The organism is Luteibacter jiangsuensis, from assembly GCF_011742555.1.
Lineage (GTDB): Bacteria > Pseudomonadota > Gammaproteobacteria > Xanthomonadales > Rhodanobacteraceae > Luteibacter > Luteibacter jiangsuensis.
In genome coordinates this window covers 64,068-88,767 of sequence record NZ_JAAQQR010000005.1, presented here as the reverse complement: position 1 = coordinate 88,767, position 24,700 = coordinate 64,068, and the positions used below count along the sequence as shown (strand labels likewise).

17 protein-coding genes and 1 pseudogene are annotated in these 24,700 nt (G+C 65.3%); 10 read left to right on the top strand and 8 right to left on the bottom strand.

The window, feature by feature from the left end; genetic code table 11:
- Positions 1 to 15 precede the first annotated feature (15 nt).
- Positions 16 to 132, top strand: a pseudogene (locus tag HBF26_RS19875) (acetyltransferase); the annotation flags it as partial.
- Here the strand turns inward: HBF26_RS19875 and HBF26_RS12415 are convergent.
- Entirely contained in the window at positions 106 to 1,044 is a 939-nt protein-coding gene (locus HBF26_RS12415; RefSeq protein WP_167126811.1) for a LysR substrate-binding domain-containing protein, read from the bottom strand. The pseudogene HBF26_RS19875 and the gene HBF26_RS12415 overlap by 27 nt on opposite strands.
- 114 nt (positions 1,045 to 1,158) lie before the next feature.
- Between HBF26_RS12415 and HBF26_RS12410 the strand changes: the two genes are divergently transcribed.
- Positions 1,159 to 1,935 (top strand): SDR family NAD(P)-dependent oxidoreductase, encoded by a 777-nt coding sequence (locus tag HBF26_RS12410; protein ID WP_167126809.1) that lies wholly within the window; start codon positions 1,159 to 1,161, stop codon positions 1,933 to 1,935.
- A gap of 149 nt (positions 1,936 to 2,084) precedes the next feature.
- On the opposite strand, the gene HBF26_RS12405 is transcribed toward HBF26_RS12410, so the two are convergent.
- Positions 2,085 to 3,902, bottom strand: a complete 1,818-nt coding sequence (locus HBF26_RS12405; protein WP_167126806.1) for a beta-ketoacyl-[acyl-carrier-protein] synthase family protein — start codon at positions 3,900 to 3,902, stop codon at positions 2,085 to 2,087.
- 120 nt (positions 3,903 to 4,022) lie between these two features.
- The gene (locus HBF26_RS12400; RefSeq protein WP_167126803.1) at positions 4,023 to 5,639 is read right to left on the bottom strand and encodes a serine hydrolase; all 1,617 of its coding nucleotides are present in this window, start codon (positions 5,637 to 5,639) and stop codon (positions 4,023 to 4,025) included.
- A 251-nt stretch (positions 5,640 to 5,890) separates the two neighbouring features.
- On the opposite strand from HBF26_RS12400, the gene HBF26_RS12395 reads away from it, so the two are divergent.
- Positions 5,891 to 6,598: an SDR family NAD(P)-dependent oxidoreductase gene (locus HBF26_RS12395; RefSeq protein ID WP_193569890.1), complete on the top strand. Its 708-nt coding sequence runs from the start codon at positions 5,891 to 5,893 to the stop codon at positions 6,596 to 6,598.
- Positions 6,599 to 6,713: 115 nt separating this feature from the next.
- Here the strand turns inward: HBF26_RS12395 and HBF26_RS12390 are convergent, their stop codons facing one another.
- Positions 6,714 to 7,064, bottom strand: a complete 351-nt coding sequence (locus HBF26_RS12390; RefSeq protein ID WP_167126798.1) for a DUF3147 family protein — start codon at positions 7,062 to 7,064, stop codon at positions 6,714 to 6,716.
- 170 nt (positions 7,065 to 7,234) lie between these two features.
- On the opposite strand from HBF26_RS12390, the gene HBF26_RS12385 reads away from it, so the two are divergent.
- Complete coding sequence (locus HBF26_RS12385; protein ID WP_167126795.1) at positions 7,235 to 8,455, top strand: carboxylate--amine ligase; 1,221 nt, start codon at positions 7,235 to 7,237, stop codon at positions 8,453 to 8,455.
- A gap of 19 nt (positions 8,456 to 8,474) precedes the next feature.
- Here the strand turns inward: HBF26_RS12385 and HBF26_RS12380 are convergent, their stop codons facing one another.
- From HBF26_RS12380 to HBF26_RS12370, 3 genes are read right to left on the bottom strand one after another with little or no spacing between them, the layout of a single operon-like run.
- Positions 8,475 to 8,912, bottom strand: coding sequence for a CBS domain-containing protein (locus tag HBF26_RS12380; protein WP_167126792.1), 438 nt, complete (start codon positions 8,910 to 8,912; stop codon positions 8,475 to 8,477).
- Positions 8,913 to 8,927: 15 nt separating this feature from the next.
- A complete protein-coding gene (locus tag HBF26_RS12375) occupies positions 8,928 to 11,468 on the bottom strand; it encodes a cation-translocating P-type ATPase (protein WP_167126789.1) in 2,541 nt (846 codons plus the stop codon).
- 17 nt (positions 11,469 to 11,485) lie between these two features.
- Positions 11,486 to 12,289 carry a universal stress protein gene (locus HBF26_RS12370; protein WP_167126786.1) on the bottom strand — a complete coding sequence of 268 codons (804 nt, stop codon included), beginning with the start codon at positions 12,287 to 12,289 and terminating at the stop codon, positions 11,486 to 11,488.
- A gap of 126 nt (positions 12,290 to 12,415) precedes the next feature.
- On the opposite strand from HBF26_RS12370, the gene HBF26_RS12365 reads away from it, so the two are divergent.
- Positions 12,416 to 13,399 (top strand): zinc-dependent alcohol dehydrogenase family protein, encoded by a 984-nt coding sequence (locus HBF26_RS12365; protein WP_167126783.1) that lies wholly within the window; start codon positions 12,416 to 12,418, stop codon positions 13,397 to 13,399.
- A gap of 23 nt (positions 13,400 to 13,422) precedes the next feature.
- Here the strand turns inward: HBF26_RS12365 and glgX are convergent, their stop codons facing one another.
- Positions 13,423 to 15,543 carry a glycogen debranching protein GlgX gene (gene glgX / locus HBF26_RS12360; RefSeq protein ID WP_167126780.1) on the bottom strand — a complete coding sequence of 707 codons (2,121 nt, stop codon included), beginning with the start codon at positions 15,541 to 15,543 and terminating at the stop codon, positions 13,423 to 13,425.
- A gap of 133 nt (positions 15,544 to 15,676) precedes the next feature.
- On the opposite strand from glgX, the gene glgP reads away from it, so the two are divergent.
- The 5 genes from glgP (at position 15,677) to HBF26_RS12335 (ending at position 24,698) form a co-directional block, all read left to right on the top strand.
- A complete protein-coding gene (gene glgP, locus HBF26_RS12355; protein WP_167126777.1) occupies positions 15,677 to 18,154 on the top strand; it encodes an alpha-glucan family phosphorylase in 2,478 nt (825 codons plus the stop codon).
- A 9-nt stretch (positions 18,155 to 18,163) separates the two neighbouring features.
- Positions 18,164 to 20,743 (top strand): magnesium-translocating P-type ATPase, encoded by a 2,580-nt coding sequence (mgtA, locus tag HBF26_RS12350; protein WP_167126774.1) that lies wholly within the window; start codon positions 18,164 to 18,166, stop codon positions 20,741 to 20,743.
- 134 nt (positions 20,744 to 20,877) lie between these two features.
- Entirely contained in the window at positions 20,878 to 22,482 is a 1,605-nt protein-coding gene (locus tag HBF26_RS12345) for an ArnT family glycosyltransferase (RefSeq protein ID WP_167126771.1), read from the top strand.
- A 270-nt stretch (positions 22,483 to 22,752) separates the two neighbouring features.
- Positions 22,753 to 23,091, top strand: a complete 339-nt coding sequence (locus HBF26_RS12340; RefSeq protein ID WP_167126768.1) for a hypothetical protein — start codon at positions 22,753 to 22,755, stop codon at positions 23,089 to 23,091.
- An 89-nt stretch (positions 23,092 to 23,180) separates the two neighbouring features.
- Positions 23,181 to 24,698, top strand: a complete 1,518-nt coding sequence (locus HBF26_RS12335) for a methyl-accepting chemotaxis protein (RefSeq protein WP_167126765.1) — start codon at positions 23,181 to 23,183, stop codon at positions 24,696 to 24,698.
- The last annotated feature ends 2 nt before the right edge of the window (positions 24,699 to 24,700 follow it).

Below are 24,700 nucleotides of genomic sequence, written 5' to 3'. Positions count from 1 at the left end.
CCCTATACTGTGGGAATGATTGAGATAAGAAGATCCGTTCCGGACGATGGCGCGCGCGTCGTCGAAATTTGGCGGCGCGCTGTGGATGCCACGCACGATTTCCTGTCACCGCAGGATCGGCAAGCCATCGACGGAAGCCCGTTCCACTCCCGCGCGGCGCGGCAGGTCGTCGAGTATCCATTCCACGAAAGCGCGCACGCGTGCATTGTTCCGCCGGCTGGGCGGATAGACCAGGTACACCGGTAGCGGGGGCGGCTGCAGTGCCGGAAGGATTTCCACAAGCCGGCCGTCTGCCAGTTCATCGGCCACCTGAAACCGCAACGTCTGCACGATGCCGAGGCCGTGGCGTGCCGCCGCGGCGTGGGCGTTGCTTTCGTTGACCTCGAGCGCATACGTCCAGTCGAGCCTCTCGACGTGGCCTGCCGCCGTGCGCAGCGAGAGCGGGGCAGGGCGGCCACTGCGTGCCGAGAAGTATCCGACGAGATCGTGCCGCGAAAGATCCTCCACACCGGCAGGATGCCCTCGCTCGGCCAGATACGACGGTGCGGCGCATAGTGTCCAGGGCAATTCGGCCACCTTGCGCGTGATCAGTAGCGGGTCGTCGGCGGTGCTGCGGATGGCGCAGTCCACGCCTTCGCTGGGCAGATCCACGGTGCGGTCCGTTACGCCGATCTGCAGGTGGATCAGCGGGTAGCGTGCACGGAAGGCGACAAGGCCGGGGATGAGCAGCTGCGCCGCGACGGACCCGCCGGTATCGACCCTGAGCAGGCCCTTCGGACTCTGTGTGCGGTGCCCGAGTTGCGCTTCCACATCGTCGAGTTCTTCGAGCATGCGTCGCACGTGCTCGTAATACGCTGCGCCCTCCGCCGTAACGGACACGCGGCGCGTGGTGCGCTCGAGCAGCTGCACGCCCAAGGTGCCTTCCAGAGCCTGGACGAGCTTCGTCGCACTCGACGTCGGGATGCGAAGGCTCGCGGCTGCCCGGGCAAAGGTGCCCGTTTCCACGACGCGGACAAAGAGCTGCATGGCGAGAAGACGTTCCACGATTGTTTCTCTCTAGAAATTGAGAACTCACAAGGTGCCGAATGATCCGGCCAGGTCCGGCCCCAGATTGGAAGTCGGAACACCTCCCTCATCCACCATCCGGAGCATTGAACCATGCATACGCTAGACACGAGCAACGTCCACACCACACGCCATGCAGGCAAGATCATCCTCGTTACCGGCGGCAGCTCCGGTCTGGGCGAGGCGGCTGCCGAGCGTTTCATTCGAGAGGGCGGAACCGTCTACATTACCGGCCGCCGCGAAGAGGAGCTGAACAAGGTGGCCGAGCGCATTGGCGCGACCCCGCTGCAAGGCGACATCTCGAAGCCCGCCGACCTCGACCGCATTTTCGGGCGCATCCGCGAGCAGAGCGGCCGCCTCGACATCCTCTTCGCCAACGCGGGCGGCGGCGAATTCACGCCGCTCGACCAGGTGACCGAGGCACAGTTCGACAAGTACTTCGACATCAACGTGAAGGGCACGCTGTTCACCGTGCAGCATGCGCTGCGCCTGATGGGGCCCGGCTCGGCCATCGTGCTCAACGGTTCGATGGTTTCCGTGCAGGGCCCGGCGGCCTTCGGCGTGTATGCCGCGACCAAGGCAGCGGTGCGCTCGCTGGCCCGCACGCTGGCCACGGACCTGAAAGGGCGGGACATCCGCGTGAACGTCGTCGCGCCGGGCGTCATCGTCACCCCGGGCTACAAGAACGAGCTGGGATTCACCGACGAGCAGATCGCCGCCTATGTGGAACAGGTGAGTTCGGTATCGCCGCTGGGTCGTACCGGCACGCCGGACGAAGTGGCGAAGGCGGTGTCGTTCCTCGCCTCGGACGAAGCCAGCTTCATCACGGGTGTGCAGCTGTTCGTGGACGGCGGCCAGGCGCAGGTCTGATGTAGGTGCTACGAGAAGACGGCGGGCCGGCGGGTTCATCGCCAGTCCGCCTTTCCGTTACAGAGGATTGCGTCGCCAAGACTGCCCGCTGCCGCGGGATCGCCGGCGTAGCCGGCTCCCACAACAAGCACAAGTTGTTCGGGAAAACCTTATTCCAGGCCGGTCCAGCGATGCGTTTCCGCCATCGCAAGGGCCAGCTTGGGGCTGCGCCGGGCCAAGCGCTCGCGCTGCTCGCGTTCATTGCGAATAGCCGGCCAGGCGTCGAGATAAGCCGCGAGGACACCAGGATCGCACTCGTAGCGCGCGAATGCTTCGGGCGTGGCCGATCGCAGCGCGACAGCGCCGTTGTAACCGCCGAACCCCTGCGTGGCACATAGGGCCCCGCCATCGGCGTTGCCCGGCGACGGCTCGGCCTGCAAATGGAAATGGGCCGCCACGTCGGCCAGATCGGGATCGAGCCGGCGCAGCGTCGGGACGCCCGGCGCGGGCCGGCCAAGCACGAACTGCAGCGCTTGCGACAGCGCCTTCAGGCCGGTTTCGCCCATGGTGTGACCGTCGCCGACGGCTTTCGGTGTACCGACGAAAAGCTTCGGCAGCGCGCCGGTGACTCCCTGACGCTCGGCTGCACCGCTCAAACCGGCCCACGCTGTGCCGAGGTCGGTTTTCGAGTTGGTGCGCGTGCCGGTGGCGTGTGCCGCAAGGTACTGGAAGTCTTGGACGCCGTAGCCGTGCCCCTGGAAGGCCATGTCCAAAGCCTGTACCAGGGCGTTCTCGCCACCGAAACCTACGCCGGCGAAATGCGCCTTGCCGCCGGCCTCGGCGCTCTGGCCCCAACCGACGATGATGGACGTGATGTCCAGCCTGTTGCGTAACGCGAAGTCCAGCGTCGTCACGAGCAGCCCGGAACCGCCATGGCCGACGACGGTGCCGTCGGCGTCGATGTCGAACGGGGCGAGCGAATCGTGCACGCTGCGCTGGCTGCCATCGGCATGGGCGGCGTTCTTCGCGGCCAGCTTCTCGCTGGTCATCAACGCCCCGCCGCCAAAGGCTTCGAGGATGCCGTAGCTTGGCTGCAAGGCGGCGTCGGCGGCCGTGAGCAGTGCCATCTGCGGCTTCTGGAAGCCCGGATAATCGAACAGCAGCTGCGGCGCGATGTCCGCGAGCGCGATGAGGCTGGATGCGCAGGCGCCCACCGCGGTCATCGGCGTCTGCGGCACGCGCATGAAGCCGACGTTGTCGGAACGCAGCGATTCGCGCAGCTCCGGATTCTTCAGCACGCGGCTGATACTGTAGCTCGGAGCCAGCATGGTGGACACCAGTGCCGGCCCGTGCGAGCCCAGGGAATGCGCCAGGCGCACGGCAAAGGTGTCTTTCGGAATACCGCCGGGTGGCAGCGGGGCATCGGGCCTCAGCCATTGGGCCAGCGCGTCCATACCGCCGAAAGCGGTGGCCGACGCGATGCGGAATCCAAACGGATCGGGCACCAGCTCGGACAACGGGCGCGGAAGACCCGCGAGCGCACCCAGGGCGCCATAGGCAAAAAGCTGTGCCTGCAACGAGGGACTGAGCAGCGGGTCGTCCTGGAAGAGCCCGTGCATGTCCTTCAGCTTCGAGGCGCGGATGTCCTCGTAGCGCAGGCCCGCCAGCCTGCGCAGACCACCGGATTCGAGGTCGTGCGGCAGGGGCGCGGCAATGTCTGTCGCCACGCGGGGGGCGAGCTCGACCACGCGGGGCAGGCGGCGGATGCCGATGTTCGCGCGCAAGGCATCGCCATGCTGGCGTTCGAGCTCGTCGAGGCTCACCGGCTCGCCGGCCTGTTCGCCGGAGGCCCAGCGCAAGCCCTGGGCGGCGCTTTCGGCATCGGCGGGGATCGAGACGAGTCCGGCGTCGAAGGCGGCAAGGGGAAGAAATTCCTCCGATCCGGCGACAAGCGCCTGATAGGTCTCGGTGGAACCTACGGCCGACACGGAACACGCGGTGCCAACGGTGACAAGGACTTGGTTGCTTTTCAACTTGGGCATAAGGGCGAAGCGTACCTATCCGCCCTCTGTATCTCAATGGACTTGTAACCGACATCTGATACCGGGTTACGGCGAGGCCTTTACTCTGGGCGGCGCATCGTCATGCACCAGCTCCGGCAACCCATCGCGTAATTTCACGAAGCGCAGGCCGATGACCCTGCCGTTGGACAAGGCGAATTCGCTGACCCGCTGTCGATCGTCGCGGCGGAACTGCAGCGCGCCGGCAAGGGATTCGGTGTAAAACGCGTCCGGTTCGCGCAATGGCGCTGCCTGCTGCCGCACCGCCGCGTCGCCGAGCGGGCCGCTCAACCAGAGCGCTCCCTCGCGAATCGCCACGTTGTATACCGCGTTGAGTTCCGGACTGTAATAAGCGCCAGCATAGTCCTGCATGTTTGCCGGCGTGAGGTCGGGAACGGCCACCGTCGGGATGCGTCTGGCGACGCGGTCATGGTCCGGCTCATGGATGACGAGCGTGTTCCCGTCGGGAAAACCGAATGTCACGGGCGCGTTCGCCAGGAAGAAATCGCGCTCACCGAAGGCTGTCAACGCATCGCGGTCCTGCATGAACAGCTTGCCGTCACGGAGAGTTACCGCGAACAGGATGCCGGGTTCTTCCTGGTAGGTTCCTGCGAAGCTTGCGAGATGCTTCGCATCCAGCACGACGGGTTTGTGCTCGACAACTGTCTTCGGAGCGAGAACGCCGCCCAGATAAATATCGGCGATGGCGTGGGCGAGTTCGATCGGATTCGGTCCTTCGGTATTGCAAAGAACGGTGACCGCGAAACGATGCGCCGGGAACATGAGAAAGTCGGCGACGTATCCAGGGTCCGTGCCGCTATGTTCGATGGTCGCGGCGCCGCGATAGCGTGCCGTTTCGAATCCCGAGGCGTAGTTGACCGCCCGGCCGGCATCGTCGCGCGTGGTGGCCTTCATGGCCTCGACGAGGCCGCGCGTGCCGACCTTCGGCCGATCAAGGTTCATGGCCCAGCGCGCCATGTCTTCGACACTGGTCTGGACACCGGTCGCCCCATACGTGGAGTAGGGGAGCGAACGATGTTGAAGGCCACCTGGGCCGGGGCCGTACGGCTCGGCGTGCCCGCTGTGCAGAACGCGAAAATCATCCTGGATCCAGGTGTCCGTCATTCCTAACGGTTCGAACACGCGTTTGGCCATGAACCGAGCGAAGGATTGGCCTGACACCCGCTCCACCACCAGGGCAAGCAGCGTGTAGTTGGAATTGGAATAACCGAAGCGGCTACCCGTCGGAAAATTCAGCTCCCGCTGCGCGAAAATCGCACGAAGCACGTCGTCCTGGGCGATCGTGTCTTCCAGTCTTCGCCCCGCCAGCGCTAGCAGGCTCCATTGGTCGCGGAGGCCGCTGGTGTGATGAAGGAGGTCGGCGATCCTGATCGAACGGCCGAAGTCGTGCAACTCGGGCACGTACTTGCGAACATTGTCTTCGATCGACAGTTTGCCGTCTGCTTGCAGAAGGTAGATCGCGAAAGCCGTGAACTGCTTCGAGACGGACGCGATGTGAAAGGTCGTGGACGGCGTGTTGGGCACGTGGTCGGTGACGACAGCATTTCCGTAGGCGCTCTCGAATACGAGCTGCTGCGCTTTCGTGACAGAGACGGCGCAACCCGGGCTGCCAGGTGTCTGCCATGGCTTGAACAGGGCGTTCACGGCGGCGGAGTTGCCTGCGCTCCGCTCGGTGGCCCCAACGGTTGCCGCTGCTGCGATTCCGAGTATTGCCCCTATGAGCCGCCTGTTCACATGTCACCCCGGTCATGTTGACTACAGCTGTAGTCTATTTGGTGCGAGGGCGGATGGGACCCATGACCTTCGACATGCGGAGAGGGATATACGTTGAAGTGAAAGAACGTTGAGCCAGACGCGTATGATGTGTCGTCTCACTGGCCCGCGAGGACTCCATGATGCCGTCGCAGAATGAATCGCCTTCCATCCTCATCATCGGTGCCTCCCGTGGACTGGGGCACGCTATGGCGGAAGGATTCCTGAAGCTGGGTTGGCGTGTGACGGGCACCGTTCGCGGCAGTGGGCATACCCCGCTGCATGATCTGGCCGGTGCGAGCAACGGGAAGCTGGTTGTCGAGCGGATCGACATCACCCGGGTCGAAGACATTGCCGCGTTGCGTGACCGGCTCGAGGGGAATCGTTTCGATGTTCTCTTCGTCAATGCCGGAACCACGAACGAGAATCCGGGCGAGACGATCGCGGAAGTTTCCACGGACGAGTTCGTCCAGGTCATGGTGACCAATGCGCTGAGTCCCATGAGGGTGGTCGAAGGTCTCGAGGGTCTGGTGACCAGCGATGGCCTGATCGGCGTGATGTCGTCGGGGCAGGGCAGCATCGCCAATAACGAGCGGGGCGGTCGCGAGGTCTACCGCGGCTCGAAGGCGGCATTGAACCAGTACATGCGCAGCTACGCTGCCCGGCAGGCCGGCTCGAAGCGTGCGTTGCTCCTTCTGGCACCGGGCTGGATCCGCACCGACCTTGGTGGCGACGAGGCGCCTTACACCGTCGAAGAGAGTATTCCGCTCATTCTCGACGTCATCCAGCGCAAGCGAAGCCGCCCGGGGCTGGAATATCTGGATCGGGACGGCAAGACGGTTCCCTGGTAGCGGCTCGCTGGAGCAAGGCAGTAGCCGAATGGCTCTACGGGTCATTCCTACGCTCAGTCCGGTGTCCTGGCTTGGTCGGCGCCCGCGCTTTCAAAAAGGCCGGGTACCTGAGGTGCTAGAGCAACCGGATGCCGAAGGGGCGGACCGCATAGGCGAACGCGCCGAAGCTGACCACGGTGATGAGCGCGCTCATGCCCAACGCTGCCCAGAACCCGAACCGGGCCAGTAGTGCCGGGAACAGCAGGAACATGGGCAAGGTCGGCACCACGTACCAGAAGGTGTACCAGGCGTGGCTGGCGATCTTCTCGGCCGGTTGCCGCTCGACATGGAGCCATATCAGGGCCAGGAGCGTGACAAGCGGAAGCGATGCCAGGAGAGCACCCATGCGATCGCTGCGTTTTGCCACCTCGGAAACGAGCACCACGACAGCCGCGGTGATGGCGTATTTGGTCACGATCCAAAGCATGAGGAACTCCGGGACAGAGGTTGAACGAGGTCGATGGCGGGCGGCTACGGTATGCCTATCGGCCATGAACCGGCAGCGAAGGATAGGCCATGCAGCCGACTGCCGCCTTAGGCAACCTTGGGATGTAATGCCTCCGTCACTTCAAGAACGGCGGCAGGCCGAGGGAAGTCATGAACGTCGTCGACGCCGGCCGCGTGCCGGTCATCGTCCTGGGCCAGGGACCCACGGCGCTCGGCATCCTTCGCGCCGTGACCCTGGCCGGAATTCCCGCGTATGTGGTGTGTCCTCCCGGCGACCTGGCCACGCGCTCGCGTTGGTACCGCCCCGTTCCCGGTACGACATGGGATGGTCGCCCGGGCCCTGCGGCGGAAGATGCGCTGCGCGCGATGCCCATCGAGCGCGCGGTGCTCGTCGCCGGCGCCGACGACATCGCCATGTGGCTCTCCAGACTGCCGCCGGACCTTCGGGACCGCTTCGCGGTATCCACCGCGAGCCAAGACGTTCAGACCTTGCTGCAGGACAAGGCCCGCTTCGCCCGGCATCTGGAGGGCATCGGCATACCTCATCCGCGAACCTTCCACCTCGGATCGCTCGCCGACGTCGAGGCCGTTCCGATGGACTCCCTCGGGCGGGTGTTCATCAAGCCGGTGAATTCGCAGCGTTTCAGCGACGTTGTTGGCGCCAAGGGTGTGTGGGTGCACTCCCGGGAAGAACTGCAGACCACCTGGGCCCACCTGCATGCCCAGGGCTTCTCGCTCATGGCCCAGGAATACATCCCCGGCCCTCCGACAGAGCATTTTTTCGTGGATGGGTTCCGCGATGCCGGCGGCACTTATCCGGGCTTGTTCGTTCGCCGGCGCATGCGCATGTCTCCACCCGATTTCGGAAACAGCTCCTGCTCGTGTTCCGTTCCCCTCAACCAGGCGGAGGAGGCCGTGGCGCACGTGCGCCGTTTGCTGGACAGCGTCGGTTACCGCGGCATCTTCAGTGCCGAATTCAAACGCGATCCACGGGACGGGCGGTTCAGGATCATCGAGGTCAACACATGTGCGTGGACGTATGTCGAGTTCGCCGCCCGGTACGGGGTGAACGTGTGCGAGATGGCCTGGCGGGACGCCCTGGGCGAGCCGGTGCGGACAGCCTCGTATGACTACCCGGCAGGCAAGCTATGTGTCGATCTCTATCACGATCTGTCCAGTATCGGGCGAACGCCGGTGCGGGGTATGGGCAACGTCTTGCGGTTGGTCACGCAGTGGGCGAGGGCGGACTTGCACGTCTTCCGCTGGGACGATCCGCGACCGGCCCTGCACGTGCTCGGATCCCTGCTGCGCAAACGTGCGTCGCGCAGACGCGAGGCGGCACTCGCAGCGCGGCAAGGCGTGTCGGTGTGAGGAACGCCGGCCGAATCGCTTACGAATAGGGGCGGTCGGTGAGCGCGTCCGGCGCCAGGGCCTTCGCCAGCTGCGCGAGGAGTTCCGTCACCGCCGCCGTGACATCGGTCGCCGAAACGATTCCCACGAGGCGGCCTTCGTCGTCGACCAGTGGAAGGTGTGCCACGCCCCCGCCCGCCATGGCCTGAACGATGTCCGATAACGTAGCATCCGAGTGGCAGACGATGGCCGGCGTGGACATGATCCCGGCGGCCGTCATGTGAACGAAATCCGCGCCCGGGGCCAACGCCCGAAGCACCAGGTCGCGCTCGGAAATCACGCCGAGCGGTCTCATGCTCGTCTCGGCGACCACGAGGCAGGTCACCTGATGTTTCTGCATCAGGCGCGCGACCTCCGACACCGGCGTGGCGCCGTTGACCGTTGAAACGTGTTGCCGACCGATGTCGATCGCTTTCATGGCGCACCTCGTGGTCTATGGATCGGTGGTGCGAACGCGGCTGTGTGCACCGACGCCCGGCCGCCATCGGCGGCTAATCGCCATCGCTGCCGCGGGCCAGCGGAGCCAGACGATGGTCAGGAGCACACAGAGCGGTGGAACGAAGGCGGTGCTCCAACCCGGCGCGGCGAAGCCCATGAGATCGTGCACGCCCGGTAGGAAGGCGACGGCCATGACGACCGCAGCCGCGAATAGCAGCAGGGCGTAGGTCCACGACGTGCCCACGTTCCGGGCGGCTACGCGGCGCTGCCCGGTGACGACGAGCGTCACGACGCACGCGAACAGGCCGAGGAACACCGTCAACGACGCTTCCGGGGCGGGAACGGCAGACAGCATCAGTGCGATATAGGCCAGCGCGAGAACCACGCCCGCGCCCGCACCGTCGATAAGGCCGCGGGCTAGGACCGCCGCCCGGAACGGTGAGTCATCGACCGGTCGGGGTGGCCTGCGCATGACATCTTCCGACGCCGGCGTCGCCTCGAAGACGATGGAGCATGCCGGATCGATGATCATCTCCAGGAGCACGATCTGCGCGGGCAGCAGCAACGGCGACTGCTGCATCAGGAGAGGCACCAGGGCCAGGATCACGATGGGTACATGGGCGGCGGAAATGAACCGCACGGCACCGTGCACGTTGTCGAAGATCCTCCGCCCGAGGCGGATCGACATGACCAGCGATGCGAAGCTGTCGTTGAGGAGGACCAGGTCGGCCGCTTCGCGCGCGACGTCGCTTCCCCGCTCGCCCATCGCCACACCGACGTCCGCCGCGCGGAGGGCAGGGGCGTCGTTCACGCCGTCGCCGGTCATGCCCACGACGTGGCCCTGCCTCTGGAGGGAATGCACAAGCCTCAGCTTTTGCGCGGGCAGGACGCGTGCGCACGCGTCCACCTCGCGGAGGCGGATGTCCAGCGCGTTGTCGTCCAGGCTGGCGATCTCCGTGCCCGTGAGCAGGTTCTCGCCGCGCAGCCCGGCGGCTCGTGCAATGGCCGCCGCGGTGGCCGGATGATCGCCCGTGATCATCAGCACCCGTATGCCAGCCGCGCGGCATTCGGCCATCGCTGCCGGCACGTCGGTGCGCAAGGGATCCGCAAGCGCGAGCAAGCCCACCAGCCTATGCGGCTGAATCGTAGGGTCCGTAGGCAGGGCACCCGTACTCGTAGCGGAACGCGCGACCGCCAGCATCCGGAATCCCTCGGCGGCCAGTTCTGTCGCCAGCGCCGTGAATCCTGCGGCCGTTGCTTCGTTCAGCCGGCACAGGGGCAGCACGTCTTCGATGGCCCCCTTGGTGGCGATGTGCCATGTGGTCGGGTCGGGGCCGGCGATGACGCGAGAGACGAACATGCGGCCGTCGCCCACAGGGAACTCGCGCAGTGCGTGGGCGGCGGCGGCATCCGTGGCGGCCAGGCGCGAGACCGTTTCGGCAAGCGTGCGCACGGCGGTATCGGTAGGGTCCATCGATGCGGGCGGCGTCGCTTCGAAGGCCGCGTGCAAGACGTTCACAGCGCTGTCGTCAAGTACGCTCGTCGCTTCGTGGATGGCACCCGATGCGTCCACGAGCCGAACCAATGCCATCCTGTTCTGGGTCAGCGTCCCCGTCTTGTCCACCGCGAGCACGGACACCGCGCCCATGGTCTCGACCGCCGCGAGTCGCCGCGTGAGCACGCCTTGCCGCGCGATTCGGCGGGCTCCCAGGGCATAGAACACGGTCAGCACGACCGGCACCTCTTCCGGGAGGATCGCCATGGCCAGGGCGATGCCCGCGAGTGCGGCATCGAGTGGCGCCAGTCCGTCCCACCACCAGGCGAGCCCCGCCACGAGGGCAGCGAATGCCATGGCGATCATCGCGAGCACGCGAACGGCGCGAGCCGCCTTGCGCTGGAGCGGCGAGGGTGTGCCTTCCGACGCCAGCGACGCCCCGATCATGCCCAACGCGGTCGCGCTTCCTGTGGCCGTCACTTCAATGTGCCCGTGCCCCGCGACGACGAGCGTACCCGCCTTGATGTCGCGACCTTCGCTGAGCGTGTGCTTCACGGCCACGGATTCGCCGGTGAGCAGCGACTCGTCGAGCATGACGCCGTCGGCCAGAAGCACCCCGTCGGCGGGAACGCGGTCGCCCTCTCGCAGCACGACGACATCCCCCCGGACGATCGCGGCGACGGGCACCGGACGTTCGGTGCCGCCGCGTACCACGTGGGCCTGTGGCGCGGCCAGTTCTCGCAAGGCGCGCAACGCGCCCTGTGTACGAAACTCCTGCACCACTGTGATCAGCATGACGATGGCCACCGACGCGAGAAGGAGGGCGGCCTCGCCGGCATCGCCAATCGCGGCATAGATGGCGGTTGCGATCAGCAGCATCACGAACATCGGTTCCGTCACGATGTTCCAGAGCAGACGCAGCCATCCCAGCCAGCGTCGGTCGGGAAGTGCGTTCGGACCGTCCTGACGAAGCCTGCGAGCAGCTTCCGCTTCGCTCAGGCCTTCGAGCCGGTTCGGCTGACCGGGATCGGGCGCCGTCATGGGCGTTTCCTCATGCGTCAGGCCGAAAGGAAGATCGGCACGCGGCCATGCGCGAGCATGTGGCGCGTGGTTCCCCCGAGAGCCATCTCGCGCAGACGCGAGCGTCCCCAGGCACCCATCACGATGGCATCGGCGCGGCTGGCTTCCGCGCATTCGGCGATTGCGGTCGCCGGCGACGCCTTGGGGTCCATCTCGATCCAGTCGCAGACCAGCGCATGACGCAGGAGCCATGCGCGGAGGAGGGCGTCGGCGTCGTCCCTCCGTGCGCCGCCTTCCCGCTCGCCCGCGAGGATCGTGATGCTCCGCGCCCGCGCAAGGAACGGCAACGCTGCGCGGACGGCCCGGGCCGATACGGCCGAACCGTTCCAGGCGATGAGGATGCGCCGCATCGCCGAAGGCGCGGCATCGTCGGGAACGAGAACAATCGGCGACACGCGCGACATGAGCACGCGAGCCAGCAGTCCGGTACCCGCGGAGATGCCGGAGCCCACCACGGGCAAGCGGCCTATCAGCAGATCGCAAAGGCTGGCCCGCCGTATCAGCACACGCCTGTACACGCCACGCCGCACCTCCCAGGTGCCGTCGATACCGCGGCTTCGGCAGGCGCTGGCCCACCAGCCATGGCGCTCGTGCGCATAGGCTTCTTCGTCTTCGAGTACCAGCAGGGGCTCCGGCAGGACGATGACACTCGCGTCCAGCGCGATGACCTGCATGCCGGTGAGGTGCGCGCCGAAGCGCTTGGCGAGCTCGAACGCGAAGCGCAAGTGCGCGGTATCGCGGTCGTCCGAACGGATGTCGACCAGGAAATCGAGCATCGTCATGTCTCCGCTTCGTGGGCGTTGTCCATTCTCGACGCCGCCGTGGCGGCGATGTTGACCCTCGTCAATGCGGCGTGTCGGCGGGGGCGGTCTGATGCACCCGGAGTGAAACGTCGACGGGAGATGCACATGCTCGCCATGGTTCTGGAGCGCATCGGGCAACCCCTGGTGGCCCGCGAATCGGCCACGCCCGCCCCCGGGCCGGGCGAGGTACTCCTGCGCGTGGAGGCCTGCGGCGTCTGTCGCACGGACCTGCATGTGGTGGACGGCGAACTGCCCGCGGTCCATCCACCGGTGACGCCGGGCCACGAGGTGGTCGGTATCGTGGAAGCGCTTGGATCGGCCGATACAGGCCTGGCGTTGGGGCAGCGCGCCGGTGTCTGCTGGCTCGGAGGTACCTGCGGAAAGTGTCGTTACTGCCTGATGGGCATGGAAAACCTCTGCGATGCGCCGGAGTTTACGGGGTACACCCGCCCGGGCGGGTTCGCCACCCATATCGTTGCCCGTGCGCCGTTCTGCGTGCCGCTTTCCGCGCGCGACGATCCCGTCGCCACCGCGCCGCTGATGTGCGCAGGCCTCATCGGCTGGCGTGCATTGAAGAAGGCCGGCGACGGGCCGGCGTTGGGCTTGTACGGATTCGGGGCCGCCGCGCACCTGCTGACCCAGGTGGCGGTCGGCCAGGGACGGAAGGTGTTCGCATTCACTCGCGCCGGAGACAGCGAACACCAGGCGTTCGCTCTCTCCCAGGGTGCCTGCTGGGCCGGCGACGCGGAAGCACTGCCGCCGGAGCCGCTGGACGCCGCCATCATCTTCGCCCCGGCCGGCGACCTCGTGCCGCTCGCCTTGCGAGCCGTGCGCAAGGGCGGTCGCGTCGTGTGCGGGGGCATCCACATGTCGGACATACCCTCGTTTCCTTATGCACTCCTGTGGGAAGAGCGGGAGCTGGTGTCGGTGGCCAACCTCACACGCGGGGACGCGACCAGCTACTTCGCGGCGCCCGAACATTGCGGAGTCCACGCGAATACCACCGTGTATCCGCTTGAAAAGGCGAACGAGGCGCTAGCGGACCTGCGCGAAGGGCGGCTTTTCGGGGCCGCGGTTCTGCGCCCCTGACCTCACTGCTGGTGGGGGCGGCTCTACCCGGCCTGCGATTCGGGCTCGAACACGAGCAAGCCACCCGGCGGAACATCGACGAGGCTGCCACAGGAAAGAATGTTGCCGCGGGTCGTCCCGGCGGCGTCGCCGTTGTCCAGCACGACACGCCACGCTCCCATCCCGCGTGGCGCCGGCAAATGGAATGGCACCGGCCCGAGGCCGGGGTTGAGCGCGAGGTACAGCCGTTCGCGACGCTCTTCGGCGAGCAAAGGTCCCGAAACGAGAACCGCAAGTGCTCGCTGCACATTGTCGTTCCAGGAGGCGTCATTCATTTCGCGCCCGTCGGGCTCGAACCAGCGTATATCGCTGTCGTCCGCAACGCCGCCGGGCGAGGTGCCGGTGTAGAAGGCATCGAGGCGGAGGAATGGCAATCTGCGGCGAAGGGCCAGGGCGTCGGCGATCCACGCACGCAGATCTCGGCCGGAATCGCCTAGCGCGCTCCAGTCCAGCCAGCTCATCGGGTTGTCCTGGCAGAACGCATTGTTGTTGCCGAGCTGCGTGCGCGACAGTTCGTCGCCCGCCAGGAACATGGGCACGCCGCGTGACAACGCCAGCGTGCCGAGCATGGCCCGCCGTCGCCGGCGCCTGCCCGCGAGCACACCGGCATCGTCGGTCGCGCCCTCAACGCCGCCGTTCGCGCTCAGGTTCTCCGTGCTTCCATCCTGGCCGTCGTACGGATTCGCCTCGTTGTGCTTGCGGGCATAAGCGGTGAGGTCCGCCAGGGTGAAGCCATCATGGCAGGTGACGAAGTTGACCCCCATGCCCGGTGTCCGCCCGCCATGAGCGAAGACGTCGCTGGAACCGGCGAGGCGGGTCGCCAGCGCTCCGCGCGTGCAGGCGTCGCCACGCCAGAACCGGCGTATGTCGTCGCGGTAGCGGCCGTTCCATTCGCGAATGGGCGAGGGGAATGCCCCGAGCGCGCTGCCGCGGGACGAGGCATCCCATGGTTCGGCGATCAGCTTCACGTCGCGAAGATCGGGGTCGGCTGCGATGGTTCGCCAGAGCGCCGCGTTGGCGTCGAACCGACCCGTTTCCCAGCGGCCGAGCAAAGGCGCGAGGTCGAAGCGAAAGCCGTCCACGCCGATGTCGCAGGCCCAGTACCTCAGCGCGGCGTGAAAAAGTGCGATGACGGCAGGCTCTTCCGGATCCAGCGTATTGCCGCATCCGGAATCGTCGACGTATGCCGAGGCGTCGTCCTTCCTGAGTTGGTAATAGGTGGCGTTGTCCAGCCCGCGCAGGCTCAGTGTGGGGCCTCGCTCCCCACTTTCCGCCGTGTGGTTCAGGACAACGTCGAGGATCACCTCCAGCCCGGCGCCGTGGAGCCGGTCGATCGTATCCACCATCTCCTGGACGTGGCCCGACGCGAGGTAGGGCGAGTGGACGGCCAAAGGCGCGATGGGGTTATAGCCCCAGTAGTTGGAGAGTCCATGCCGGGCTAAACGTTCTTCGTCGAGGAAGCTCGCGACCGGCATCCATTCGAGCGCGGTAACACCGAGGTCTTGCCAGTAACTTATGAGGTTCGGGTCCGCCAGGGCCGCCATCGTCCCCCGGATGCCGGGCGGGATACGCGGATGGCGCATGGTCTGTCCCTTCACATGCATCTCGTAGATCACCGTATCCGTCCAGGGAATGCGCGGCCGGGCAGGGCGCTGCGGTGCAGCGGGGAAGGGAGCGCTCACGACGCTCTTCGGGACGAAGGGGGCACTGTCGCGGTCATCGGGCACCGCCATTCGATCGGGCGCGCCGTGCGTGTAACCGAAGACGGCGTCGTTCCATTGAAAGCGTCCTTGCAGGGCCCTTGCGTAGGGATCGACAAGCAGCTTTTGCGAGTTGAAACGGTGCCCATTGGCTGGATCGTAGGGCCCATGCACACGCAACCCGTAGACGAGGCCCGGTGCCGCGCCTTCCAGGTAGCCATGCCAGATGTCGCCTTCACGGGCAGGCAGGGGCAATCGCGCGACTTCGTGCTGGCCGCTGGCATCGAAGAGGCACCATTCCACGCGTTCGGCATGGCGCGTGAACACGGAAAGGTTCACGCCATGGCCGTCCCAGTACGCACCCAGGGGTTGCGGTGTCCCGGCGGTGAGAACGAGAGGCGCCACGCGTAGGCCATCCCTTGAGGTGGTGCAGCGATGAAACCATCGCTGTCCACGCGGCCGTTTGATCCCCATCAATACCGGCCACGACGGATGCGGCGACCATCGATGGCGCCGCATCTTCGTCGAGTGAGGCCGCATGCACCGGATACCGCCACGCGCAACGCCTGCCGGACTCGAGGCGCTTACCGATCTGGCGCTCGATCTTCGCTGGACCTGGAACCACGCGGTGGACAGCGTGTGGCGGCAGGTGGACGCCGAACTGTGGGATGCCACGCATAACCCGTGGATCGTACTCCAGAACGTGCCGCAGGCGCGGCTCGAACAACTGACTGAGGACGCCGGTTTTCGCGAAGGCCTGGCGACAGCGGCGGGAGATCGCCAGGAGTACCTCGACAAGCCCGGCCTTTGCGCTTCGCTTTGGCCCGTCGATATGCCCGACGGGGTGGCGTTCTTCAGTATGGAGTTCGGGCTGAGCGAAGCGTTGCCCGTGTATGCCGGTGGCCTCGGCGTGCTCGCGGGCGACTACCTGAAAACCGCGAGCGACCTCGGTGTGCCGATGACGGGCATCGGTCTGCTCTACCAGGAAGGCTATTTCCGCCAGACGATCGACGCGACGGGTACTCAGCACGAGCTGTTCCCCAACAACGACCCGGCCAGCCTGCCCATCCAGCCTTCATTGGACGCGGACGGTGGCTGGCTCGAAGTGACGGTGCCCTTGCCCGGTCGGCCCCTCCGCCTGCGCGTGTGGCAGGCACAGGTAGGGCGGGCCGAACTCTACCTGCTCGACGGCAACCACGTGCTCAACACCGCCGCCGACCGGGGAATCACGGCAAAGCTCTACGGCAGCGGCACCGAGTTGCGCCTGCTGCAGGAGGTGGTGCTCGGCATAGGCGGCTGGAGCCTCCTCGCGGCGCTCGACAAGCAGAACGTCGTGGCTCACCTCAACGAAGGGCATGCGGCGCTGGCGGTGGTCGAGCGCGCCAGGCGATACATGCACGAACACTCGGTTTCGTTCCGCGATGCCTGGTGGGCCACGCGGGCAGGGAATGTCTTCACCACACACACGGCCGTGGCTGCGGGCTTCGACGCTTTCGCTCCCGCGCTGGTGGCGAAGTATGCCCGTGACCTCCTCGCGGACTGCGGTCTGTCGCTGCATGACCTCCTCGCGTTGGGCCGCGTCGATCCCTCGGACGAGAACGAGCCGTTCAACATGACCTACCTCGCGATGCGCGGCTGCGCACAGGTGTCCGCCGTCAGCCGGTTGCATGGCGAGGTCAGCCGTGGACTCTTCGCCCGTCTGTATCCGCGCTGGCCGATCGCAGAAGTGCCCGTGCGTCACGTCACCAATGGGGTACACGTACCGTCGTGGGACTCGGTACCCGCGGATGCGCTGTGGACGGCCACTTGCGGCAAGCGCCGGTGGCTCGGAAACCTGGCCTGCCTGGAAGCCGCGATCGCGGAATGCGACGACACGGCGCTGTGGAATCTTGCAGCGCGTCAGCGAGCGGACCTGGTTCGCTATGTGCGCGAACGTCTGGGGTGGCAGCTTGGTCTGGGTGCCGAAGGAGAAAGCAATGCCGCCGTGCAAGGCGTGCTCGATCCAAACGTGCTCACCCTTGGCATGGCCCGGCGCTTCGCCGAGTACAAGCGCATGAATCTCCTGCTGCATGAACCCCATCGTCTCGTGACCTTGCTCACCGACCCTGCCCATCCCATGCAGTTGATCGTCTCCGGCAAGGCCCATCCGGACGACATCGAGGGCAAGCGCCAGGTGCAGGCCTGGGTGGCGTTCGCGCAGCGGCCGGAGGTGGCGGGTCGTGTCGTCTTTCTCGAAGACTACGATCTCGCCCTCGCGCAACGTCTGGTACAGGGGGTGGACGCCTGGCTCAACACCCCGCGACGCCCGTGGGAGGCCTGCGGTACAAGCGGTATGAAGACGCTCGTCAACGGCGGCCTGAATGTTTCCACCCTCGACGGTTGGTGGGCGGAGGCATACGACGATGCGTATGGCTGGGCCATCGATGGCAAGGGCGGCGATCCAGGGGACGCCGAGAGCCTGTACCGCCTGCTCGAGAACGAGATCGTTCCATGCTTCTATGAACGGGACGCACATGGCGTGCCGACACGCTGGGTAAGGCGCATGCGCGCAAGCATGTCGCGCCTTGCGCCGCGCTTCAGCAGTAACAGGATGTTGCTCGACTACCTGCAGGGCTTCTACCTGCCGGCGGCGCGTGCCCTGCGCCGGCGCGAGCAGCAACACGAGCTGCCGTCCTGGGCTTCCGAGGTGGTCTCGCACTGGCACGAGGCGAGGCTGGGCGACGTGGAAGTGGTGCTCGACGGCCACACCTGGCGATTCCGTGCACAGGCATACCTTGGCGGGCTGCAACTCGACTGGGTGAAGGCGGAACTGTACGCCGACGAGCGCGACGGCATGCCGCGCCAATGCGTGCCGATGCAGGCCGGCGCACCGATCAGCGGTGCCACCCATGGTTATGAGTTCGAGGCGGCGCTGCCGGCGACGCGCCCCGCAGCCGATTACACGGTGCGCCTGCGTCCGTGGCACGAGCATGCCTTCCTTCCCGCCGAGCTGCCGCTCGTGCTCTGGCAGCGGTGACGAATAGCGATGAAGTCGCCTCCCGCCGACAGCGTGGCTTCGTGGTGGGCGCTGAGCGAGCCCGACCTCTTGAAGGTGCTGGACGCGACCGCGGGTGGGCTGTCCACGGCGGAAGCGGCGAGACGGTTGACGGAGACCGGGCCCAACACGCTGGCCGGTCATGTGACCCCGATGTGGCTCCAGTTGCTGGTCAGCCGCTTTACGAGCCCACTCGTTCTCATCCTGATCGTCGCGGCCGGGGTATCGCTGGCGGTGCGGCAGTGGCTCGATGCGTGGATCGTACTCGGCATCGTGGTGCTGACGGCCGTGCTCAGTTTCGTTCAGGAGTATCGCGCCGCCGCGGCGGTACAGGCCCTCCGACAGCGCGTTGCCGTCTCCGCACAGGTGCTGCGCGACGGCGGGATGCAGAAACTGCCGGTCGAATCGATCGTACCGGGCGACATCGTGGAGTTATCGGCCGGGTCGCTGGTGCCCGCGGACGCCCGGGTGCTCGAAGCACGGGACTGCTACGTCAGCCAGGCGATGCTGACAGGAGAGTCGCTTCCCGTAGCCAAACAGCCCGGCGAGTGCCCCGGAGGCGCGAGCCTGGCACAGCGCGACAACAGCGTGTTCATGGGAACGTCGGTTCGCAGCGGGTGGGCGCGCGCGATCGTTGTGGAGACGGGCATGCGAACCGTCTTCGGCGGCATTGCCGAGAGACTGCGGCGTCGACCCCTGGAAACCGAATTCGAGCTGGGCCTTCGCCGGCTCGGTAACTTCCTGGTCCGGCTGATGCTGACAGTGGTGATCGTGGTGCTCGCGGCCAACATCGTGCTGCATCGTCCTATGATCGACACGCTGCTGTTCGCCGCCGCGCTCGCCGTGGGTCTCTCACCGGAGCTTCTTCCAGCGATCCTGACCGTTACCTTGTCCCATGGCGCACGCGCCATGGCGCGCGAAGGCGTGATAGTGAAGCGGCTGAATGCGATCGAGAACCTCGGCAGCATGGACGTCCTGTGTACGGACAAGACCGGCACGCTGACAAACGGGGTGATTGCGCTGGATGCCGCAGTCGATCCGGACGGATCTCCGTCGAAGGAAGTGCTGCACTTCGCCGCCATGAACGCAGTGATGCAGGCCGGCATCCATAACGCGCTGGACGACGCCATCAAGGAGCGGGCGACAGCCGATGGCATAGATGTCCAGGCGACGGAGAAGATCGGCGAGATCCCTTTTGATTTTCAGCGTCGCCGGCTTGGCGTCGTCGCGCGCCTGGACGGCGGCGACGCGGTGCTTGTGACAAAAGGCGCGGTGGCGAACGTGCTTGACGCTTGCACCCGCGTGAGCACGGAGGCAGGCGACGCCACCATGGACGATGCAAGGAAGGCAGACGCGACAGCCCGGTTCATCGCGTGGAGCGAGCAAGGCTATCGGGTGCTCGCTCTCGCCCGACGCAGGGTGGACGTCCGCGACCATTACGATGCTCGCGACGAAGCCGACATGACGCTTCTCGGCTTCCTTTTGTTTTTCGATGCGCCCGAGCCCCAGGTTGCCGCGACGCTTGCGGGTCTCCAGGCACTAGGTGTTCAGGTGAAGATCGTCACAGGCGACAATCGCTATGTGGCCAGGCACGTCGCGCGATCCATCGGCATGCCTGTGCAGGAAGAGATGACGGGCGAGGCGTTGCGGCAGCTGAACAACGACGCACTTTGGCATAGGGCCTCGAAAACCACGCTGTTCGCGGAGATCGAGCCGAATCAGAAGGAGAGGATCATCGCCGCGCTTCGCCATGCGGGGCATGTGGTGGGCTTCCTTGGCGACGGCATCAACGATGCGCCCGCCCTACACGCCGCGGACGTCGGCATTTCTGTCGACACCGCCGTGGATGTGGCGAAAGACGCCGCCGACTTCGTGCTGCTTCGGCACGATCTCGACGTGATACGGAAAGGCGTCGACGAGGGCCGGCGCACGTTCGCCAACACGATCAAGTACATCTTCATCGCCACAAGCGGCAATTTCGGCAACATGCTCAGCATGGCCGCGGCTTCGCTCTTCTTGCCGTTTTTGCCGCTGCTCGCCAAGCAGATACTCCTGAATAATTTTCTCGGTGACGTTCCGTCCCTGGGCATCGCGACTGACCGTGTGGACGACGAATGGCGGAGCACACCTCATCGTTGGGACATCGGTCTTATCAGGAGAGCCATGCTGACATTTGGTCTCACCAGCAGCGCGTTCGACCTGATCACGTTCGTGACCTTGTTCTCACTGGCGGGCGCTAGCGAGGAAACATTCCGAACGGGATGGTTCGTGGAATCCCTTCTGACGGAGTTATGGGTTCTTCTCGTCCTCCGCACTTACCGTCCGTTTTTCAGAAGTCGCCCGGGGCGCGTTCTTCTGGCCGCTGCCCTGCTCATGACGTTCGTCGCGCTGGCGCTGCCATATTCCGTGGTTGCAAGCTGGTTCGGTCTTGTTGCGCTGTCCTGGAAGACGATCGGCGCCGTCACACTGATCGCGGTGTTGTTCGTCGCAACGTGCGAGGTGATAAAGCGACCGGTGTACCGGCACCTGACAGACGTCGGCTACGGGAGGCCACCCGGGCCGCCCCCGTGACGCTGACACGCCGGGCCAGTGGCCCGGCTCGAACGCGTTGCTGGTGAGAAAGCAGGTGGAAAGATCGCCTCGCTACTGTCGCACCCGACTCGGTTCGGTGGGTCGGCCATCTCACGAGCCAACCGGCATGCGCCATGAATAAAAGCTTCCCGTCGACACGCAGTGCCATGCGATTGGGTGGCCTTCTTGTCCTGATCGGGCTGCGCCTGTTGTGGTTGTCCGCTTATCCGCTGAACTCCGACGAGCCGCAGCATGCTCACGTGGCTTGGAGCCTGTCGCAGGGAGCCATGGTGTATCGAGATGTCTTCGATAACCACGGACCGTTGTTCAGCACGATGTATGCGCCGCTGCTGGGGTTTCTAGGCGAGCGCTCGGACATCCTGTGGTGGCTGCGCATGGCGGTGGTCCCCTGGTATGTGCTTGTCTTGGTAGCGACGTGGGTCATCGCGCGCCGGCTCCATTCGCACGGCATCGCCGATGCGGCCGTGCTCCTCGTCGGCCTTTATCCCCTCGTTTTCCTCAAAGCGGGCGAGTTCCGCACGGACGATGCGTGGGCTGCCTTGTGGCTCTCCGGCATGGCAGTGACCCTTCTCGCTCGTGGCAGGGGCGTGGGCTGGTTTTGTGGAGGCTTGCTGATCGGCGCGGCGTTGTCTGTTTCGCAGAAGACGCTGCCGCTGGCGATCGTCGCACTTGCGGCCGCGGCGGCGGTCTGGCCGCACTGGTGGTGGGAGCATCGCCGCCTTGCGTCGGTGAACACCCTAGCTGTCCTCGCAGGCGCGTTCGTTGTCCCCGCTGCGTTCGTCCTATGGCTTGTACTGCAGCACGACACCGCCCCGGCCTGGTACGACATCGTGTCGTACAACATGGCTCCCACCGGCGCCGCGGAACCTCGCAGGCGCCTCGTCCTATACCTGGTTCTTGCCATAGCGATTGTCGCCGGCGCTTCCTTTTATGCACGCCGGGCGGACGCGCTGGGGCGATGGAGGGCGTTCTTCGCTGTGCACGCGCTCCTGTTCATGCTGTTGATCTGGTTCGTGTGGCCCCTGCCGACCGAGCAGGATTTCCTGCCGGTGGTTCCGACCGCGATGCTTTGCCTGGTGGGTTTCGTCGCCCGCTCGGGCGTGCTGCCGCCCAGAAGACATGCCGTCTTCGTCGCCGTCGTTGCCGTGACGGAGTTGTCGGTGGTCATCGCCCATGCGCCGCCCTGGCGCGACACCCTGGCAGCCGAGGAGGCGCAGTTGCGAGTCGTGATCGACTGCACCAACCCGGCCGACACGCTGATGGACGCGAAGAGTGGTGGCATCTTCCGGCGGCGGCCGTACTACCCGGTGATCGAAAGCCTGGCCCGCGAGCGCTTCGGGAGCGGCCGCGTGCGCGACGACATTGCCGCATGGCTGATCGCGAACCATACAATGGTCGCCATCGACGGACGGTATCCGCCGGCGGCCCAGGCGTTTATCGCGCGCAACTACCGCCTTGGCACGGCGGGTGTACGCATGGCGGGCCTGGTGCTTCCCGCGACGACGAGCCAGCAGCGTTTCACCCTCGCACTGGCCGGCGACTACGTCGTCACGGACGGTCAGCGCGAAGTGCCGGTATCGATCGACGGAAAGCCCGACAGCACCGCCCGATGGCTACTCGCCGCCGGCCCACACACGCTGGATGCAACCGGCAAGCCGCTGCTCATCGTGTGGCGCCAGGCGTGGGATTGCGGGTGGCGGCCGCTCGCCCTGCCGTGACATTCCTTCGGTTTCTCTTAGCGGCCCGATTTCCAAAACGGGATCAAAGTCACAAAACGCCGAAAAAGGTCGGAAGATGACGTGCGCAAAAACGGCACATTCAGTCGCGGTATATCGCTAATTGAGACTCGCAATTACTTGTATCGAGCTAAATGCGAATTACCGGCTGGCATGGAGGATGCACTAAGCCAGGAAAGCGATTTCGGGGAAGGAAGGGTCATTGTGAAGCATGTTACGTCTATTAATTCTGACGGATGCAATAACGGGGATATGGCATCGCAGGAAGAGGACTGGACATCCTCGCTTGCCGATCTATCGCCTTCGGGAAGTAACTACGCGGTATCGCATCAGGCGATCGAACTGTTTACCGCCTTGCGGTCCGGAAACCGGCGCAATGCCGTCGTCGGTGCATCGCAGCTGGCGGAGATGACGGTCGAACGCGGCCTTCGCACCACCTATGAAGCAGCCAAAGCCCTCGAAGTGGCGCTTCTATGCAGCGACCGTTGCGACGCTTCCACGGTAAGGAGCACGTGCGCGGAGCTTGTAGCGGAGATGTTGCGACTCCGCCTTGTAAACAACATTGCGATGCGACGACAGGAAAGCAATTAAATCGTCGTCGGACAAACTCAGTATATCGCCGGCACGTTACCCGGACGATACCGACCAGACAGACGTAATCACTCGACACGGGGAACAGCATGGTTAGTGCCGCAAGCGCAGTGCAAGAGCTGCAAATTTTGAAAGCCGAACGCGATGCGCTTCACCGCGTTCAAGCCATCATCGAGTTCGACTTGAATGGGATCGTCCTGGCCGCCAACCAGAACTTCCTGAAGGTTCTCGGCTACAGCCTCGAAGACGTCGTGGGACGCCACCATCGGATGTTCTGCGAACCCGCGTTCGCCGAAAGCGAGGAATATGCCAGGTTCTGGAAGCGTCTCGCCGCGGGGCAGCCCGAAGTGGGGGAGTTCAAGCGCATTGCCGCGGACGGACGCGAGGTTTGGCTCAGCGCCTCCTACAACCCCGTGTTCAACGCCGACGGCGAACTCTGTAAGGTCATCAAGTTCGCGACCGACATCACGACTATCGTCGATAAGTCGGCCGAGCTCGACGGGAAGATGACGGCGCTGGACAAGTCCCAGGCGGTCATCGAATTCGATCTCGACGGCTATGTGACATCGGCGAATGCCAATTTCCTTTCCGTCGTCGGATACTCGCTGCACGAACTGGTCGGCCAACACCATCGCAAGCTGTGTGACGAAGCCTATACGGCAACCCCGGAGTACAAGGCGTTCTGGGAAAGACTGCGCAGTGGCGAATTCGATTCGGGCCGCTACCGCCGCGTGGCCAAGAACGGCCGAACGATCTGGCTCCAGGCCAGCTACAACCCCATTTACGATGGCAACGGCAAGCTGCACAAGATTGTGAAGTTCGCCGCGGACATCACCTTCCAGGGCGAACTCGAGGACCTGGTCAAGCGTCGCGCCGAGGGGTTCTCCTCTGCGTCGACCGAGATCGCCCAGCAGTCCAACGAGATGGCGGCCGGTGCCCAGCTGCTGGGCGCGACGGTGGAGCAGATGAATGCCACCATCGAAGAGCTGACCGCCTCCATCAGCTCGATCGCCAGCAATGCGCAGAACGCCGACCGCCTGGCCAAGGACACCCAGCAGGAGGCGGAGCGGGGCGCCAAGGCCTTGGAAAAGTCCATCGAGTCGATGGATCTCATTCACAAGTCATCGGAGGATATCGCCGAGATCAGCAAGGTCATCGGCGAGATCGCCAGCCAGACCAACCTCCTTGCCTTCAATGCCGCCATCGAGGCCGCGCGCGCAGGCGAACACGGCCTGGGCTTCTCCGTGGTGGCCGATGAGGTGAGGAAGCTTGCCGAGAGGTCGTCCCAGGCGGCAAAGGAAATCTCGAAGCTGATCGGCGAGTCCACCAAGCGGGTTTCCCAGGGCAGCCAGATCTCCAAGGAGGCGTCGGCAGCATTCGACAAGATTCTGTTCGGTGTGGTCAATACCACGCAAGCCATGTCGGAGATTTCGTGTGGCGCGGACGAGCAGGCCGTGGCGGCCCGCGAAGTCGCCGCAGCAGTACAGCACATCGCCGAGGAGACAGAGAAGACCGCTTCCACCTGCGACAACATCGCTCGCGCCTGTAGCGGGTTGATGGAAGGTGCCAGCGAGCTGAACGCCACCGTCAACAACTTCGCCACCTGAGG

Bases quoted from the DNA above. Each gene is read 5' to 3' on its own strand.
- HBF26_RS12410 (WP_167126809.1), top strand. From the start codon at position 1,159: ATGCATACGCTAGACACGAGCAACGTCCACACCACACGCCATGCAGGC.
- HBF26_RS12395 (WP_193569890.1), top strand. From the start codon at position 5,891: ATGCCGTCGCAGAATGAATCGCCTTCCATCCTCATCATCGGTGCCTCC.
- HBF26_RS12390 (WP_167126798.1), bottom strand. From the start codon at position 7,064: ATGCTTTGGATCGTGACCAAATACGCCATCACCGCGGCTGTCGTGGTG.
- HBF26_RS12385 (WP_167126795.1), top strand. From the start codon at position 7,235: ATGAACGTCGTCGACGCCGGCCGCGTGCCGGTCATCGTCCTGGGCCAG.
- HBF26_RS12380 (WP_167126792.1), bottom strand. From the start codon at position 8,912: ATGAAAGCGATCGACATCGGTCGGCAACACGTTTCAACGGTCAACGGC.
- HBF26_RS12375 (WP_167126789.1), bottom strand. From the start codon at position 11,468: ATGACGGCGCCCGATCCCGGTCAGCCGAACCGGCTCGAAGGCCTGAGC.
- HBF26_RS12370 (WP_167126786.1), bottom strand. From the start codon at position 12,289: ATGACGATGCTCGATTTCCTGGTCGACATCCGTTCGGACGACCGCGAT.
- HBF26_RS12365 (WP_167126783.1), top strand. From the start codon at position 12,416: ATGCTCGCCATGGTTCTGGAGCGCATCGGGCAACCCCTGGTGGCCCGC.
- glgP (WP_167126777.1), top strand. From the start codon at position 15,677: ATGCACCGGATACCGCCACGCGCAACGCCTGCCGGACTCGAGGCGCTT.
- mgtA (WP_167126774.1), top strand. From the start codon at position 18,164: ATGAAGTCGCCTCCCGCCGACAGCGTGGCTTCGTGGTGGGCGCTGAGC.
- HBF26_RS12345 (WP_167126771.1), top strand. From the start codon at position 20,878: ATGAATAAAAGCTTCCCGTCGACACGCAGTGCCATGCGATTGGGTGGC.
- HBF26_RS12340 (WP_167126768.1), top strand. From the start codon at position 22,753: ATGGCATCGCAGGAAGAGGACTGGACATCCTCGCTTGCCGATCTATCG.
- HBF26_RS12335 (WP_167126765.1), top strand. From the start codon at position 23,181: ATGGTTAGTGCCGCAAGCGCAGTGCAAGAGCTGCAAATTTTGAAAGCC.